This window comes from Streptomyces hokutonensis, assembly GCF_000376565.1.
GTDB classification, from domain to species: domain Bacteria; phylum Actinomycetota; class Actinomycetes; order Streptomycetales; family Streptomycetaceae; genus Streptomyces; species Streptomyces hokutonensis.
Genome location: NZ_BARG01000018.1, coordinates 1 through 15664 on the forward strand (window position 1 = coordinate 1; position 15664 = coordinate 15664).

Below are 15664 nucleotides of genomic sequence, written 5' to 3' on the forward strand. Positions count from 1 at the left end.
CAGTGGGAGTGGGTGGGCCCTCGCCGTGGGGTGAGGGCTTGCGCCGTTGGTTCAGCTTGCCAGGGCTGATTGGTGGGCGGCTTGTACGAGCCGTGTGTTTTCTGGTGCCGGGCCGCCGGGGAGGGTGAAGCGGCGGCGGGTGTAGCCGTAGGTCAGGCCGGTGCGGGGGTCGGCGAAGGCCTGGGAGCCTCCGGCGCCGCTGTGGCCGATCGTGCCGGCGCTCAGGAACGGGTACCAGGTGCTCGCCGTCGCCTGGAAGCCGAGGCCGTACGCCCGGTGCGTGCCGGTGATCATGTCGTGGCCGACGGAGTGGAGCTGGCCGAACTCCGCGACCGTGTCCGGCTTCAGGAGCGGGGCCCGGTCCTCGACCACGCTGATCGCCGCCGCGTAGAGGCCGGCCAGGCCGCGTGCCGATGCCACTCCGCCGACCGATGCGGGGCCCTTGGCGCGGATGGGTGTCTGGTTCGGGAGCGACATGAGTTCGGTGGGCTGGGCCGCGTGTTCGTTGAAGGCGATGCCGGTGAGGCTGCGGCGGTCATCCGGTTCCGCAGCGACCGGGGCCGGTTCGGTGGAGGAGGGGAGCGGTGGTTGGGTGGTGCGGAAGCGTGGCTCTTGGGCGGACGGCAGGCCCAGGTAGAAGTCCAGGGCGTAGGGGGCGCGGACTCTCTCCTCGTACACGTCCTGGAGTGAACGGCCTGTCGCTCGCCTTACGATCTCGCCGGTCAGGGCGCCGATGACCAGGGCGTGATAGCCGAAGATCGTGCCGGGGCGCCAGAACGGGCGCTGGTCGGCGAGGCGTTCGGCGACCGCGCGGTCGTCGGCGAGTTCGTCGAGCGTGAAGCCCGTGTCCGTGCCGATCAGGCCCGCCCGGTGCGCGAGCAACTCGCGTAGAGTCAGCGCGCCTTTGCCCTCGGATGCGAACTCCGGCCAGTAGTAGGTGACTTTGCGGTCCAGTTCGAGGGTGCCGTCCTGGACCAGCAGGGCCACCACGAGGTGGGCTGCGCCCTTGGTGGACGAGAACACGCCGTAGAGGGAGTTGTCGGGGGTGGTGGGTGGTCCGGCCCAGAGGTCTACTACCTGTCGGCCGTGGACGTATGCGCACAACTGGCCCTCGTAGTCCGCGCGTTCCGTCGACACGAACGCGGCGAACTCCTCCCGGACTGTCTCGAAGCCGTCGGCTACGGTGCCGTGGATCTCCTGGGTCATCCGCTCTCCTCAACTGATCCGCTGCTCGCGTGTGCCATGGTGAACAACGCCTGTCCGACCTGCGGGAGTTCCCCCTCGGACCTCCTCCTGGTTCCAGAGATCGGTACGGCGAGCGGCACCCGTTCGACTCAATGGGCCAGGGAAGAAGCAGGGGAGATGCGGGGAAGGTGTTGGTGTCGTAGATGCCCGGATGTCGCATTCAGGGGGGTGGGGAGTGGGCATGCTGAGCACAGGTACCGGGCAGTGGTCGGCGGGCGCACGGTGAGGAGTTCCCATGGCGACTATTCCTTCGCTTCCCAGCAGGGACGAGGTGTTGCGCATGGCACGCAGCACCACCGACATCACGGGGCAACTCCTGGACACCGCCGGGAACATCACCAGAATCGCCATCAACACCCTTGATCCACGCGACGGTTCGGGCGCCGAGGCGCTGCGGGTGCTGCGGGAGACCACCGCGGAACTGGCCGAGGCGAGTGCTTCGCCGCAGGCCCAGGAGGCGTTCTATCGGATCGTCGACACCCTGACGCGGCTCGGTACGACCGGCGCGCCGCTGGCCGTGCATCCGGTGAGTCAGCCGGCGCAGGTGTTGTTGGGTGTGCTCGGGGACAGTCTGCTGCCCGTTCTGGACGCGGTGGAACCGGCCGTGGAGGAGTTCGCCGCGGCACTCGGCGATCTGGTCGAGGCGGCCTCCCCGCTGCTCCCCGCGGCTGCGGGCGTGGCCGCCGGCATCCTCCTCGCCCTCACCCCGCTGCTCCGCGCGGCGGCCGACGCCCTGGCCGACTCCTCCCCCGAACTCCGCCGCATCGCCGAGGCGTTGACGGCAGCACTGGCTCCACTGCTGCCCCCACAGGTCGCCCTCGCCCAACGCGCTGCGACTACGGGCGCGAAGGTCCTCCGCGCCACCCTCCCACCCCTCGCCGACCTCACGGAGGCCGCGGCCGCGACGACGAAGACCGCCGTGCCGATGGTCGTCGCGGGCGAGGAGTTGTTCGTCGCCGCCTTGGAGAAGGTCCAGCCGGTTCTGCTGGCCGCAGCCTTCCGGGCGGGGCGGGTTGCCCGGGCCACCGCGGTACGGGTGACGGCTGCGGTGTCGCCTGCGGCGGATCAGGGGGTTGTCGTGGGTGTGAGCGTGGCTTGAGGGTGTCTGCTTCTAACGGGGCGAATCTCGCTCATCGCCGCACAAGTTTGTTCCAGATACTTGCGCCGGTTTCTGATTTTTCGTAGGTAAGGCCCCCTTTTGGGGCAAGTGGCCTGGTTTCGGGCACCTATTCACTACGGTCGTTGTGTGAGTGACGACGGACGCGACGAGGTCGGCGGTGCGGTCGAGAGTGTTCTGACGGAACTGCGTCGCCGCATCGTCGCCAGGGAGTACCCGGAGGGCGGCATGCTGCCGTCCCAGCGAGAACTGGCCACCTCGTTCAACGTTTCCCGGGACACCGTGCAACGCGCCCTGCGGGAACTGCGTGACGAGGGCTGGATCAAGTCCCGCCAGGGCAGCGGTTCACGCGTCGTCATCAAGGAGCCCCAGACCGCTTCCGCAGCGGACGCTGCCGCCCGGATCCAGAGAGTGGGAATGAGCTGGTTCGTTGAGCGGGCTTTCGCGAGGACGGAAGTGCGGCTGGACGCCTTCTGCTTGACGTCTGAATCGCTCGACGTTCATCTCCGGGTTCAGGTGGAACGCATTCTGGCTGGCCTGGCCCCTGTGCCGGCAGAGATCAGACTGCGGATGCTGCTTCCGGACAGGGAGATGGACCTGCCTGTCCCGCGCAACATCGATGCGCCGGATGACAAGAGCGTGGTGGAGCGCCTGTTGGCGATCTCCGACCGCTGTCTGTCATCTCTGAGGGACACCCTCCAGAATCTCCGGGCGAACAGCCCGGTCCAGGAGGTCGACTTCCAGGTCAGACGTGTTCCCGTGGCACCGATGTTCAAGTTGTTCCTGCTCAACGAGTCCGAGGCCTTCCAGACCATGTACAAACTGGCCCGGCGGCGCATCCCGCTGGGTGGGTCGGAAGAGGTGGAGGCGGTCGACATCCTCAGCGTTGGCGCCACCGGCACCTACTTCGACAAAGGTGATGACGAGGACGACGCGCAGGCTGCCTGGGTGAAGGACCAGCAGGAGTGGTTCGATTCGCTCTGGGAGCACCTCGCCACCTGACTGCGGCGCACCCGACCCGGTGGCGGCCGGGACCCTGAGTAAGGTTCTCCCCATGCATGATCTTGGGGCGGGATTCGGCTATCTCCTGAAGGGCCAGCGCTGGGTGGCCCGGCACGGGCGGCAGTACGGGTTCGGGTTGGTTCCCGGGCTGATCACGCTGGTTCTCTATGTCGCGGTGCTTGTCGCGCTCGCGGTGTGGGGTGACGACTTCGTCGGCTGGGCCACGCCCTTCGCGGACGACTGGTCGAGTCCGTGGCAGGGGCTGTTCCGGGGATTCCTCACCGTCGTTCTGTTCGTACTCGCCCTGCTGCTCTCGGTGTTGACCTTCACGGCGGTCACCCTGCTGATAGGGCAGCCCTTCTACGAGACCCTCTCCGAGAAGGTCGACCGGGACGTCTCACCCGACGGCACGGCCCCCGAGTCGGGGCTCCCGCTCTGGCGCGAACTGTGGGTCTCGGCCCGCGACAGCCTGCGTGTGCTGGTCCGCGCGCTGGTGTGGGGTGTGCTGCTCTTCGCGCTGGGGTTCCTGCCGTTCGTCGGGCAGACCGTCGTCCCGGTGATCGGGTTCTTCGTCACCGGGTTCTTCCTCACCGAGGAGCTGACGGCCGTCGCCCTCCAGCGCCGAGGCGTCGACCTCCGCGCCCGCCTCACCCTCCTCCGCTCCCGCAAGCCCCTGATCTGGGGCTTCGGCACCCCCCTCGGCCTCGCCTTCTTGGTCCCGTTCGTCGCCGTCTTCCTGATGCCGGGTGCGGTGGCGGGGGCGACGATGATGGCGCGGGAGCTGTTGGACGAGGAGACCGAGGGGAGCGACGAGGGGGAGGACACGGAGAGCGGGCCTGCGTCAGTCGACCGCTGACGCGTTCATCGCCGCTGTCACCATTGCCTTCACCTGCGCGATGATGTCCACCCGGTTCTGTATGAAGTCAGGGTCGGTGATCGTCCCGGTCGTCGGGTTCGTGTTGCCCGTTCCGAACTGCAGTACCGGCGTGTGGATGTGCCCGCCCGGCAGCGAGTCGTGCAGCCCGAGCCGGTCCCGCAGCAGGGTCGCGCGGTAGGCGATCTCGTTGGAGAGGTAGTTGCCGCCGCCACCGGAACGCGCCGTGGAGCCGGCGGTCGGGCCGTCCGGCTGTACGACGGGAGTCGTCCCGCCCGCCGGGATCTCGGTGACCTCGGTGTGGTCGTAGACGGGGAAACGTCCCGTGTTCGCGGCCACAATCGCCTTGTACGGCAGGGTCGTCGACGTCCACTGGGGCTGCGAGGCCGGGTCGGTGACCGGGATGGTCTCCGTGCGCGAGACGGTGTCGTTGTCCGGATAACCGCCCCGCCAGGCCCCGTTGGTCCGCTCGACGTCGAACCGGCCCACCCGCCCCTGGCTCACGGTAGTGAACAGGTCCACTTTCGGCAGATACGGCCGCAGCGTCCGCTCCACGGTCCCCTCGGCGAAGTCCGCCCAGCGCACCGGGAACATCGCCGTCTCGATCCGCGCCGGACCGTCCGCCGTCTGGATCACCGTGCCGTCGAGCGCGAGCGCGGTGGCCCCGGACGGGTTGGAGATCCTGATGTCCGCGTCCAGCGTGAACGGGTCGAAGCCGGTCACCAGGATCCGCTTCAGCCCCTTGTCACGGGCCGGGTAGCGGATGCTGCTCTGCCCGCGTGAAGTCTGCTCCAACTGGCCGAGCAGCGCAGCCCGTTGACCGGCACTGATCCCGAACTCCGGTTCCCAGGCCCGGACTTCCCTGGTCATCCCCAACCGCGCCCAGTACAGCGGCCGGTCGTCGTCCCGGCTGAGGTCCCCGCCGGCCGGTCCCCGTCCCTGCGCGCGGTCGACTGCCCGCTGCCACAGGGCGGTTCCCTCGCGTACGACGATGCGGCGGGCCTGCGCGTAGCTGTGCGCCCCTTCGAGCGCGCGGGTGAACTCCGGTGTCACCGTGTCGAATCCGGAGTGTTCGAGGATCTCCTGGGGGACCGCCCTGTCGAGCCGTTGTTCCTCGACGGTCGGGGGGAGCGTGGTGTCGGCCGCCGCGGCGCTGGTGCCGGGGGCGGAGAAACCGGCCAGCAGGGCCAGCCCGAGGACGCCTGTCCGAACTCGTATGACGTTCAAAGTGGTTGAGGCCTTCCGTCGCAGTGGGGTGCGGTGCCGGACGGCCGCAGTATCGCGTGACGGGAGTGGTCTACGCCACGGGTGCGGCGGACGATCCGATCCCCCGCCTCCTCGGCCGGGACGGAGTGATCCGCTCCGGGTGATACTGCCGCTCATGACGGCACTGAAGACAGCGAAGGCAGCGAACCTCGGCGTGCTCTTCGCCATTGAGCTCGGCGCCCTGGTCGCCGTCGCCTACTGGGGGTTCACCCGGGACATCGCCACCCCGCTGACCTGGCTGCTCGGCCTGGGCGCGCCCGTTGTGCTCGCCGTGCTGTGGGGGCTGTGCGGTTCACCGAAGGCCAAGTACAAGACGCGCGGGGCCGGTCGGGTCGCCTTCGAGGTGGTGTGGTTCGGTGCGGGCGTGGCCGCGCTGGTCCTTGCCGGGGCCAACGACTGGGCGCTCGTCTTCGGCCTCGTGTGCGCGGTGAGCAAGACGCTCACCGTCATCTGGCGGCAGACGTAGGGGAGTTGGGGGACGTCATGTCTCGCCCAGCAGCGTCAGGAAGTCGCGGAACGCCCCGGGCATGTCCACCGACTCCGGGTCCAGCAGCCACTGGTACTGCAGGCCGTCCATCACCGCGACCAGGAGCGGGGCCGTGCGCTCCGGGGTGAGGCCGTTCGGCAGTCGATCGCCGTATTCGGCGCGCAGTACCCCGGCCATGCTCGCCCGCACCCTCGCGTACCTCGCGGTGAAGTAGTCGCGCGCCGGATGCTCCTCCGTGACGCTCTCGCCGAGGAGTGCGGAGAAGGTCTGGATGATCGCGGGTCGCATCGCGTTGTACTCGACGAGGGATGCGAGTAGGTCGATTCGCCACTGACTGTCCGGGACCGCGTCCCACTGGTCCCGTTCCTCCAGGACGGCCACCAGCAGCGCGTCCTTCGTGGGGAAGTAGTGCAGCAGGCCCTGCTGGGTCAGCCCGACCCGCTCCGCCACCGCCGCCAGGCTCGCGCCCCGGTAGCCGCGCTCGGCGATCACCTCCAGCGCCGCCCGCACGATCTCGGCGCGCCGCTCCGCACTCTTGGCCCTGGCGTTCATGGCGTCACCGTACGACATTCGCCGATTGTGAATATAACGGCAAGGTTACAAAACCTACCGATCTACAGGTAGTCGATGCACGATGGAGGCACAGGGCACAGGACGGACCCGGACTCAACGAGGAGGCGCCTCGGTGGCGGAAACCCATGAAATCCATGAAACCCATGAAACCCGTGAAGCAGTCGTCGAAGCGGCCCTCGGCGCACTCGACCTCGATGCCAAGACCCGGCTGCTGGCCGGTCAGGACATGTGGTCCCTGCCCGCGCTCCCGGAGATCGGCCTGGCGTCCCTCGTGATGTCCGACGGCCCGATCGGCGTCCGGGGGCGGCACTGGACCGCCGACGACCCCTCCGTCGCACTGCCCTCCCCGACCGCCCTCGCCGCCGCCTGGGACCCCGAACTCGCCCGCCGCGCCGGTGTGCTGCTCGCCCAGGAGGCCCGCCGCAAGGGCGTCCACGTGCTGCTCGCGCCCACGGTCAACCTGCACCGGTCCCCGCTCGGCGGCCGGCACTTCGAGGCGTACAGCGAGGATCCGTACCTCACCGGGCGGATCGGCTCGGGGTATGTGGCGGGCGTTCAGGCGGGTGGCGTCGGCACCACCGTCAAGCACTTCGTCGCCAACGACGCCGAGACCGAGCGTTTCACCGTCGACAATCTCATCTCCCAACGCGCGCTGCGTGAGCTGTACTTGGCCCCCTTCGAGCTCATCGTCGAGCAGGCCCGCCCCTGGGGTGTCATGACCGCCTACAACACGGTCAACGGCACGACGATGACCGAACACCGCCGACTGGTGAACGAGATCCTGCGCGGCGAATGGGGCTTCGACGGCTTCAACGTCTCCGACTGGACCGCCGCCCGCTGCACCGTCGGCGCCATCGAGGGCGGCCTCGACGTCGCCATGCCCGGCCCTAAGACCGTCTACGGCGATGACCTCGCCCGGGCCGTGCGCGACGGCGAGGTAGCCGAGGCCACGGTCGACGCGGCCGTACGGAACGTGCTGCGGCTCGCCGCCCGCGTCGGCATCCTGGCCGGCGCCGAACCCGTCGTCGCGGCAGCCGAACTCCCGGCCCCCGTCGACGGCGAGGCCCTCGCCCGCGAGATCGCCCGCCGCTCCTTCGTCCTCGTGCGGAACCAGGACAACGCCCTTCCGCTGAAGCCGAGTTCGACCGTCGCGCTCATCGGCGCCGCCGCCCGCGACGCCCGCGTCCTCGGCGGCGGCTCCGCCACCGTCTTCCCGGCCCGGATCGTCTCCCCGCTCGACGGACTCACCGCCACCCTCCCCGAAGGCGCCCTGACCTACGCCGTCGGCGCCGACCCGAACACCGAACTCGCCGTCGCCGAACAGGGGTTCACGCTCCGCGCGATCTGCCGGGACGCGGCGGGCCAGGTCGTCGCGACCGTCCCCCTGCCCAACGGGCAGATCAAGTGGGTGGGTTCGGACCTTCCCGACGGTGTCAGCCACGACACCCTCCACACCGTCGAACTCACCGGCACCTTCACCCCGCGCGCCACCGGACAACACACCTTCGGCATCAAGGGAATCGGCGCGTTCACCCTCACCGTCGACGGCACGACGTACTACGACGACGTCCAACGCCCGGCGAAGGACGACCCGTTCATCTCCTTCTTCGGCGCCCCCGAGCCCCGCGCCCTCGTCCAGCTCACCGCCGACGCCCCGGTCCAGGTGTCCCTGACCTACACCGTCGCCCGGCCCGTCGGCATCCCCCTTCGGGTCGTCGGCTTCGCGCTCGCCCACCAGGAACCGCAGCGCGACCCCGACGAACTGATCGCCGAGGCCGTCGAGTTGGCCCGTGCCGCCGACACCGCCGTCGTCGTGGTCGCCACCACCGAGCGGGTCGAGTCGGAGGGGTACGACCGTACGGATCTTCAACTGCCCGGCCGTCAGGACGACTTGGTGCACGCCGTCGCCGCCGCCAACCCGAACACCGTCGTGATCGTCAACTCCGGCTCCCCGGTCGAACTGCCCTGGCGGGAGGAGGTCGCCGCGGTTCTGCTCGGCTGGTTCCCCGGCCAGGAGGCCGGTGCCGCGCTCGCCGACGTCCTCACCGGCGCTCACGAACCCGGCGGCCGGCTCCCCACCACCTGGGGCTCACTGGCCGATGCCCCGGTCAGCCAAGTGGTCCCCGAGAACGGCGAACTCCCTTACACCGAGGGTGTGTTCATCGGCTACCGCGCCTGGGAGAAGGCGGGCCGCATCCCCTCGTACCCCTTCGGGCACGGCCTCGGCTACACCGACTGGACCTACGACGACATCAAGGCCGACAGTTCGTCCGTCACCGTGCGCGTCACCAACTCCGGTGCCCGGCATGGGCGTGAGGTCGTCCAGGTCTATCTGGCCCCGACCGAGCCCGATCCCGAGCGTCCGGCCCGCTGGCTGGCCGGATTCGCCGGGGTCGAGGCCGGGCCCGGCGAGAGTGTCGAGGTGCGGGTCGAACTGCCGCGCCGATCTTTCGAGATCTGGGATGAGACGGCGAACGGGTGGGCAGTTGTAAAGGGTTCGTACGAGATCCAGGCGGGCCGCTCGATCACGGACCGCAGGGTCGCCACGACGATTAACGTCTGACCCGGGACCCGTCTCCCCACAGACAGCCCCGGTCCGGGACCTGACCCCTGGACCGGGGCTCATTTCATGCCCATGCCCGCGTTACCGCCACGGTCAGCGGGTCGAGAAGGCGTACACCGTCTCCGAGTTGTAGACCTCGCCCGGGCGCAGTTCCGTGCTCGGGAACTCGGGGCGGTTCGGGGAGTCCGGGAAGTGCTGGGTCTCCAGGGCGATTCCGGCGCCCGGGGCGAACGGGTCGCTCAGGTGGTCACCGGTGTAGAGCTGGATGCCGGGCTCGGTCGTCGCGATCGTCAGGACCCGGCCGGACGCCGGGTCGTGCAGCTCGGCGATCTCCACGGGGGCCGGGGTCAGACCCTTGTCGAGCGCGAAGTTGTGGTCGTAGCCCGTGCCGACCTTGCGCGACTCGCGGAAGTCGAAGCGGGTGCCCGACACGTCGTCCAGGGAACCCGTGGGAATCAGGTCCGCGTCGACGGGCGTGAACCGCGAGGCGGCGAGCCGCAGTTCATGACCGCCCGGGTTTCCGCTGCCGCTCAGGTCGAAGTAGCTGTGGTTGGTGAGGTTCACGACGGTCGGCGCGTCGGTCGTCGCCTCGTAGGCGATGCGCAGCGCGCCCGACTCGTCCAGCGTGTACGTCGCCGAGACGTCCAGGCGCCCGGGGAAGCCCTCCTCGCCGTGCCCGCTGACCCGGGTCAGCCGCAGCCCGTGCTCGACCGGCTCGACGTCCCACACCCGCTTGTCGAAGCCGCGCTCGCCGCCGTGCAGGGAGTTGGGCGCGTTGTTGCGCGCCAGCGCGTAGGTCACGCCCTCCAGCGGGAAACGGCCGCCCGCGATCCGGTTCGCGTACCGGCCGACCAGCGCGCCGAGATACGGCTCCGGGTGGGTGAGATAGCCGTCCAGCTCGGCGAACCCGAGCACCACGTCCGCCGCGTGGCCCGCCCGGTCCGGCACCTCCACCGACTGCACGATCCCGCCGTACGACAGCACCCGCACCCGTACGCCCGCCCGCTCCAGGGTCCAGCGGCGCACGGGAGTGCCGTCGGGAAGGGTGCCGAAAAGTTCGCTCATGAGGGAAACCCTAGGTCACGGGTTCGCGTGCGGTGATCCTCTGGTAGGCCATCGCCGCGAGCCGCGCCTGGCCGTCCTTGCTCGGGTGGAACCAGTCCCAGTGGCTCAACTGGTCCGTGCCGAAGCGGTAGTCGTAGACCGCGCCCCCGTCGAAACGGCAGCGCACATCCGTCGCGCACACCTGCTCCAGGACCTTGTTGTACGCCTCCACCCGGTCCTGCACCGTGTCGCGCCGCTCGGTGGCCGCCGAGTCCAGGGAGTCCGCGTCGGCCAGCATCGAGGGGCAGATGCCCAGCTTCCACACCGCCTTGCCCATGGGGTTGGTCCGCCCCTGCGACCAGAGCCGCTTGAGATTCGGCACGCTCGCGACGTAGACCTGTGTCTTCGGCAGCGCCCGGCGCAGGGACTTCAGGGAGTTCTCGAACTCGGTGCGGAAGTCGGCCACGGAGGTCATCGCCGAGGTGGAGGCCCGGCAGGCGTCGTTGGCCCCCACCATCACCGTGACCAACTGAGGCTTGCGGGCGACCGCCTGGGCGATCTGGCCGGACAGGTCGGCCATCCGCGCGCCGGTCTCCGCGTAGTTCCAACTGCGCTCGGCCGCCCCGGTCTTGCCCAGCAGCCGTACGGCGAGACTGTCCACCGAGGCTTCGCTGCCCGTCGCCCAGGACACCTCGGGGCAGTCCGACAGGACCGTACAGGCGTCGAAACCACGGGTGATGGAGTCGCCGACCGCCGCGACCGAGGACGGGCTGCGGTCCCAGACCGCGGTGGGGGAGGGCTTCGCCTTGGCCGCCGTACCGCTCTTGCTGTGGGCGCCGGAGGACGCGCCGCCGCCCGAGTCGCAGCCGGCCGCGCCCAGCACGGCCGCTGTCATGAGGGCGAGCGCGGCCCGTGAACGAGTACGTCGCATGCGCATGTTGAGACCCATCCCCTCCATAACGGTCTCAACCCATAACAACGCGCCAGGGTTCCCGTTGCGGCCCGATGCAACGGCTCACCCCCGTACAAGCGTCCCCCTGGGTGAATGGCAGGGTTTCCTGGCACCGGGAGGGACGGTACGTCACACTCCGCGCGTCGCCGCACGGTAGCCTCGCCCTCAACGTGGCGGCCCTGCCGCCGCTGTTTGCCAGTCAGCAAGATGCCCCGCTCTGTCCGGAGGTCCCGGTGACGACACGTGGAGTTCTGTACGTGCACTCCGCGCCGCGCGCGCTGTGCCCGCACGTCGAGTGGGCCGTCGCCGGGGTGCTCGGCACACGCGTCAGCCTCGACTGGATCCGACAGCCCGCCGCGCCCGGAACATGGCGCTCCGAATTCTCCTGGCAGGCGGAGGCGGGAACGGCCTCCAAGCTGGCCTCGGCCCTCCGCGGCTGGCACCTCCTCCGCTTCGAGGTCACCGCCGAGCCCTGCCCCACCGCCGAGGGCGAGCGCTACAGCTGCACCCCCGACCTCGGCATCTTCCACGCCGTCACCGGCATCCACGGCGACATCCTCATCCCCGAGGACCGCCTCCGTGCCGCCCTGACAAGGTCCCAACAGGGCGAGACCAACCTGGAAGCCGACATCGCCAAACTCCTCGGCAAGCCCTGGGACGACGAGTTGGAGCCGTTCAGGTACGCGGGCGAGGGCGCGCCGGTGCGCTGGCTGCACCAGGTGGTCTGAGAAACGCCTTCAGGGGCGACTCCCTTAGGGGCGCGGGGAACTGCGCGACCAGCCCCCACCGGGCCGGCACCCGACAAACGACGAAGTGGCCCGCCCCCAACCCGGGGAGCGGGCCACACGCCGTTCACAGCAATTCTCAGACCGTCCGGAACGCCAGCACCACGTTGTGCCCACCGAACCCGAACGAGTCGTTCAGCGCGGCGATACGGCCCTCGACCGGCAGCTTGCGGGCCTCGCCGCGGACGACGTCCGCGTTGGCCTCCGCCTCCGGGTCGAGGTTCTCGACGTTGATGGTCGGCGGGGCGATGCGGTTGTACAGGGCGAGGACGGTCGCGACCGACTCGACGCCGCCCGCGCCGCCCAGCAGGTGACCGGTCATCGACTTGGTGGCCGAGACCGCCATGTGGTCTGCGTCGTCGCCGAACACCTTGCGCAGCGCCTTCAGTTCGGCCACGTCACCGGCCGGCGTCGAGGTCGCGTGCGCGTTCACGTGCACGATCTCCGCCGGGTCCAGGTCGGTGCTGTCGAGCAGGTGCTTCAGGGCCTGCGAGATACCGCGGCCCTCCGGCTCCGGCTGCACGATGTCGTGGCCGTCGGCCGAGATGCCCTGACCGACCGCCTCCGCGTACACCCGGGCACCGCGCTTGGCGGCGTGCTCGGCGGACTCCAGGACCAGGACGCCGGCGCCCTCGCCGAGGACGAAGCCGTCGCGGGCGGTGTCGTAGGGACGCGAGGCGCCCTGCGGGTCGTCGTTGTTCTTGGACATCGCCATCATGTTGCCGAACGCGGCGATGGGCAGCGGGTGGATCGCCGCCTCCGTGCCACCCGCGACGACGACGTCGGCGCGGCCGGTGCGGATCATCTCGATGGCGTAGCCGATGGCCTCGGCGCCGGAGGCGCACGCGGAGACCGGCGTGTGCACACCCGCGCGGGCGCCCACGAGCAGACCCACGTTGGCGGACGGGCCGTTCGGCATCAGCATGGGGACGGTGTGCGGGGAGACGCGGCGGACGCCCTTCTCCTTGAGCACGTCGTACTGGTCGAGGAGGGTCGTCACACCGCCGATGCCGGAGGCGATGACGGTGCCCAGGCGGTCGGGGTCGACGGCGGGATCCTCGCCGGCCTTGTCGGTGAAGCCGGCGTCGGCCCACGCCTCCTTGGCCGCGATCAGCGCGAACTGCGCCGAGCGGTCCAGTCGGCGGGCCTGCGGACGCGGGATCACCTCGGAGGGGTCCACGGCGGCCGGCGCGGCGATACGGACCGCCTGCTCGGCGGCCCACTCCTGGTCGAGGGCCTTCACACCGGACTTGCCGGCGATCAGCCCTTCCCAGGTCGAGGCTGCGTCGCCACCCAGCGGTGTGGTTGCGCCGATACCGGTGACGACCACGGTGCGATTGGTCGGGCTCACGGGAATTCTCTCTCCAACGGTACGAGGATTAAGCGGCGCCACCGCCGGGTGGCGGGGCCATGCAGCCGGGCCTAGGGGGTGGCTCGGGCCTGGTGGTGGTCCGGGCCTAGAAGGTGGCTCAGCCCTGGTTCTTGAGGATGTAGTCGGTCGCGTCGCCGACCGTCTTGAGGTTCTTGACGTCCTCGTCGGGGATCTTGACGTCGAAGCGCTCTTCGGCGGCGACGACGACCTCGACCATGGACAGCGAGTCGACGTCCAGGTCGTCGGTGAAGGACTTGTCCAGCTGGACGTCCTCAACCGGGATGCCGGCGATCTCGTTCACGATGTCGGCGAGACCGGCGACGATCTCTTCCTGAGTGGCGGCCATGTCAGGCGCTCCTTCTTTGTGATCCAGAGGGTGTGGCGGTGCTTTCCACGCCGGATCCGATGATGATCCGGCACGGAGTGCCTAGGGGAGGGTAACGACCGTCGCGGCGTACACAAGACCCGCCCCGAAGCCGATGACGAGCGCGGTGTCGCCGCTCTTCGCCTCGCCGGTCGCCAGAAGCCGCTCCATAGCGAGCGGAATCGAGGCGGCCGAGGTGTTGCCGGTGGTGCGTACGTCACGCGCGACCGTGACGTGCTCCGGCAGTTTCAGCGTCTTCACCATCGAGTCGATGATCCGCTCGTTGGCCTGGTGGGGAATGAAGACATCCAGGTCGTCCGGGCTGATCCCGGCCGCGTCCAGCGCCTGCTGCGCGACCTTCGCCATCTCGAACACGGCCCAGCGGAACACCGCCTGGCCCTCCTGCGTGATCGCAGGGAACTTGCCCGTGGAGTCGTACTCGTTCCACGGCACGGTCTGCTTGATGGTGTCGGACTTGTCGCCCTCCGAACCCCACACGGTTGGGCCGATCGCCGGCTCCTTGGAGGGGCCGACCACGACCGCGCCCGCGCCGTCGCCGAACAGGAAGGCCGTCGCGCGGTCCTCCAGGTCGGTCAGGTCGGACAGCCGCTCCACGCCGATGACGAGGACGTACTCCGCGCTGCCCTCGACGACCATGCCCTTGGCGAGGGTCAGGCCGTAGCCGAAGCCCGCGCAGCCCGCCGAGATGTCGAACGCGGCGGCCTTGTTCGTGCCCAGCTTGTCGGCGATCTCCGTCGCCACGGCCGGGGTCTGCTTGAAGTGCGAGACCGTCGACACGATCACGCCGCCGATCTGCTCGGCGGAGATCCCCGCGTCCGCGATCGCCTTGCCGGACGCCTCGACGGACATCGCGGCGACGGTCTCCTCGTCGTTCGCCCAGTGCCGGGTCTCGATACCGGAACGCGAGCGGATCCACTCGTCGGACGAGTCGATCGTCTCCAGGATCACCTCGTTCGGGACGACCCGGACCGGACGGTAGCCGCCCACGCCGAGAATGCGCGCGTACGGTGCGCCCTTGCTCGGCTTGATCTTCGTCGACATTTCCTACGGCTCCTTCTTCAGGCGTTGGCGTGCTCTGCGATGAGCTCGCGGGCCGCGTCGAGGTCGTCGGGGGTCTTCAGGGCCAGCGTCTTGACGCCCGGCAGGGCGCGCTTGGCGAGGCCGGTCAGGGTGCCGCCGGGGCACACCTCCAGGAGCGCGGTGACGCCGAGCTCCTTGAAGGTCTCCATGCACAGGTCCCAGCGGACCGGGTTGGCGACCTGGCCGACGAGGCGGTCCAGCACCTCGGCGCCGGTGGCGACCGCCTTGCCGTCCTTGTTCGAGATGTACGTCAACTGCGGGTCGGCGGGCGTCAGTTCACGCGCGGCCTCGGCGAGCGCGTCGACCGCCGGGCCCATGTGCTCGGTGTGGAACGCGCCGGCCACCTTCAGCGCCACGACCCGCCGCACACCCTCGGGCTTGTCGGCCTCCAGGGCGGCGAGCTGCTCCAGCGTGCCGGCGGCCACGATCTGGCCCGCGCCGTTCACGTTGGCCGGGGTCAGGCCCAGCTTCTTGAGGTGCGGGATCGTGGTCTCCGGGTCACCGCCGAGCAGCGCCGACATACCCGTCGCGGTGATCGCGGCGGCCTCGGCCATCGCCAGACCACGCTTGCGTACGAGGGTCAGGGCGGCCGTGTCGTCGAGGACACCGGCGAGGACGGCGGCGGTGATCTCACCGACGCTGTGACCGGCGACGGCACCCGGGGACACCTCGCCGAGCGCGGTCGCGGAGACCAGTCCGGCGGCGACCAGCAGCGGCTGGGCGACGGCGGTGTCGCGGATCTCGTCCGCGTCGGCCTTCGTGCCGTAGTGCACCAGATCGAGGTCGACGGCGGCCGAGAGGGCACGCAGACGGTCCTCGACACCGGGGAGGTCGAGCCAGGGGGTCAGGAAGCCGGGCGTCTGGGCGCCCTGGCCGGGAGCGACGAGTACGAGCACTCTCACACTCTCTCTTGGGGACG

The 15664-nt window shown here is 69.8% G+C and carries 15 protein-coding genes; 6 read left to right on the forward strand and 9 right to left on the reverse strand.

Annotation, left to right across the window (positions count from 1 at the left end; all coding sequences use genetic code 11):
• Positions 1–51: 51 nt before the first annotated feature.
• Positions 52–1206 carry an EstA family serine hydrolase gene (locus SSP08S_RS08125; RefSeq protein WP_019067079.1) on the reverse strand — a complete coding sequence of 385 codons (1155 nt, stop codon included), beginning with the start codon at positions 1204–1206 and terminating at the stop codon, positions 52–54.
• Positions 1207–1525: 319 nt separating this feature from the next.
• Between SSP08S_RS08125 and SSP08S_RS08130 the strand changes: the two genes are divergently transcribed.
• The 3 genes from SSP08S_RS08130 (at position 1526) to SSP08S_RS08140 (ending at position 4220) form a co-directional block, all read left to right on the forward strand.
• The gene (locus SSP08S_RS08130; RefSeq protein WP_019067080.1) at positions 1526–2344 is read left to right on the forward strand and encodes a hypothetical protein; all 819 of its coding nucleotides are present in this window, start codon (positions 1526–1528) and stop codon (positions 2342–2344) included.
• Positions 2345–2491: 147 nt separating this feature from the next.
• Complete coding sequence (locus tag SSP08S_RS08135) at positions 2492–3364, forward strand: winged helix-turn-helix domain-containing protein (RefSeq protein ID WP_019067081.1); 873 nt, start codon at positions 2492–2494, stop codon at positions 3362–3364.
• A gap of 52 nt (positions 3365–3416) precedes the next feature.
• Entirely contained in the window at positions 3417–4220 is an 804-nt protein-coding gene (locus SSP08S_RS08140) for an EI24 domain-containing protein (protein ID WP_019067082.1), read from the forward strand.
• Here SSP08S_RS08140 and SSP08S_RS08145 read toward each other — a convergent pair.
• Complete coding sequence (locus SSP08S_RS08145) at positions 4206–5465, reverse strand: pyroglutamyl-peptidase I (RefSeq protein WP_019067083.1); 1260 nt, start codon at positions 5463–5465, stop codon at positions 4206–4208. The genes SSP08S_RS08140 and SSP08S_RS08145 overlap by 15 nt on opposite strands.
• Positions 5466–5619: 154 nt before the next feature.
• Here SSP08S_RS08145 and SSP08S_RS08150 point away from each other — a divergent pair, with 154 nt between their 5' ends.
• Entirely contained in the window at positions 5620–5970 is a 351-nt protein-coding gene (locus SSP08S_RS08150) for a YrdB family protein (RefSeq protein ID WP_043259340.1), read from the forward strand.
• A gap of 15 nt (positions 5971–5985) precedes the next feature.
• Here SSP08S_RS08150 and SSP08S_RS08155 read toward each other — a convergent pair whose 3' ends face one another.
• Entirely contained in the window at positions 5986–6561 is a 576-nt protein-coding gene (locus tag SSP08S_RS08155; RefSeq protein WP_019067085.1) for a TetR/AcrR family transcriptional regulator, read from the reverse strand.
• Positions 6562–6676: 115 nt separating this feature from the next.
• Between SSP08S_RS08155 and SSP08S_RS08160 the strand changes: the two genes are divergently transcribed.
• Positions 6677–9127 carry a beta-glucosidase family protein gene (locus SSP08S_RS08160; protein WP_019067086.1) on the forward strand — a complete coding sequence of 817 codons (2451 nt, stop codon included), beginning with the start codon at positions 6677–6679 and terminating at the stop codon, positions 9125–9127.
• A 93-nt stretch (positions 9128–9220) separates the two neighbouring features.
• On the opposite strand, the gene SSP08S_RS08165 is transcribed toward SSP08S_RS08160, so the two are convergent.
• A complete protein-coding gene (locus SSP08S_RS08165) occupies positions 9221–10192 on the reverse strand; it encodes an aldose epimerase family protein (RefSeq protein ID WP_019067087.1) in 972 nt (323 codons plus the stop codon).
• Between the two features lie 10 nt (positions 10193–10202).
• Complete coding sequence (locus tag SSP08S_RS08170; RefSeq protein ID WP_026178290.1) at positions 10203–11108, reverse strand: SGNH/GDSL hydrolase family protein; 906 nt, start codon at positions 11106–11108, stop codon at positions 10203–10205.
• Positions 11109–11356: 248 nt separating this feature from the next.
• On the opposite strand from SSP08S_RS08170, the gene SSP08S_RS08175 reads away from it, so the two are divergent.
• Positions 11357–11851 carry a DUF3145 domain-containing protein gene (locus SSP08S_RS08175; RefSeq protein ID WP_026178291.1) on the forward strand — a complete coding sequence of 165 codons (495 nt, stop codon included), beginning with the start codon at positions 11357–11359 and terminating at the stop codon, positions 11849–11851.
• 136 nt (positions 11852–11987) lie between these two features.
• Here SSP08S_RS08175 and SSP08S_RS08180 read toward each other — a convergent pair whose 3' ends face one another.
• The 4 genes from SSP08S_RS08180 to SSP08S_RS08195 all read right to left on the reverse strand — a co-directional run bounded on the left by SSP08S_RS08180 (position 11988) and on the right by SSP08S_RS08195 (position 15641).
• Complete coding sequence (locus tag SSP08S_RS08180) at positions 11988–13259, reverse strand: beta-ketoacyl-[acyl-carrier-protein] synthase family protein (protein WP_019067090.1); 1272 nt, start codon at positions 13257–13259, stop codon at positions 11988–11990.
• Between the two features lie 118 nt (positions 13260–13377).
• Positions 13378–13626, reverse strand: a complete 249-nt coding sequence (locus tag SSP08S_RS08185; protein ID WP_019067091.1) for an acyl carrier protein — start codon at positions 13624–13626, stop codon at positions 13378–13380.
• 81 nt (positions 13627–13707) lie between these two features.
• Positions 13708–14706, reverse strand: coding sequence for a ketoacyl-ACP synthase III (locus tag SSP08S_RS08190; RefSeq protein WP_019067092.1), 999 nt, complete (start codon positions 14704–14706; stop codon positions 13708–13710).
• A 17-nt stretch (positions 14707–14723) separates the two neighbouring features.
• Positions 14724–15641: an ACP S-malonyltransferase gene (locus SSP08S_RS08195; protein WP_019067093.1), complete on the reverse strand. Its 918-nt coding sequence runs from the start codon at positions 15639–15641 to the stop codon at positions 14724–14726.
• Positions 15642–15664 lie beyond the last annotated feature (23 nt).

Bases quoted from the DNA above. Each gene is read 5' to 3' on its own strand.
- SSP08S_RS08125 (WP_019067079.1), bottom strand. From the start codon at position 1,206: ATGACCCAGGAGATCCACGGCACCGTAGCCGACGGCTTCGAGACAGTC.
- SSP08S_RS08130 (WP_019067080.1), top strand. From the start codon at position 1,526: ATGGCACGCAGCACCACCGACATCACGGGGCAACTCCTGGACACCGCC.
- SSP08S_RS08140 (WP_019067082.1), top strand. From the start codon at position 3,417: ATGCATGATCTTGGGGCGGGATTCGGCTATCTCCTGAAGGGCCAGCGC.
- SSP08S_RS08150 (WP_043259340.1), top strand. From the start codon at position 5,620: ATGACGGCACTGAAGACAGCGAAGGCAGCGAACCTCGGCGTGCTCTTC.
- SSP08S_RS08155 (WP_019067085.1), bottom strand. From the start codon at position 6,561: ATGTCGTACGGTGACGCCATGAACGCCAGGGCCAAGAGTGCGGAGCGG.
- SSP08S_RS08165 (WP_019067087.1), bottom strand. From the start codon at position 10,192: ATGAGCGAACTTTTCGGCACCCTTCCCGACGGCACTCCCGTGCGCCGC.
- SSP08S_RS08170 (WP_026178290.1), bottom strand. From the start codon at position 11,108: ATGCGCATGCGACGTACTCGTTCACGGGCCGCGCTCGCCCTCATGACA.
- SSP08S_RS08185 (WP_019067091.1), bottom strand. From the start codon at position 13,626: ATGGCCGCCACTCAGGAAGAGATCGTCGCCGGTCTCGCCGACATCGTG.
- SSP08S_RS08190 (WP_019067092.1), bottom strand. From the start codon at position 14,706: ATGTCGACGAAGATCAAGCCGAGCAAGGGCGCACCGTACGCGCGCATT.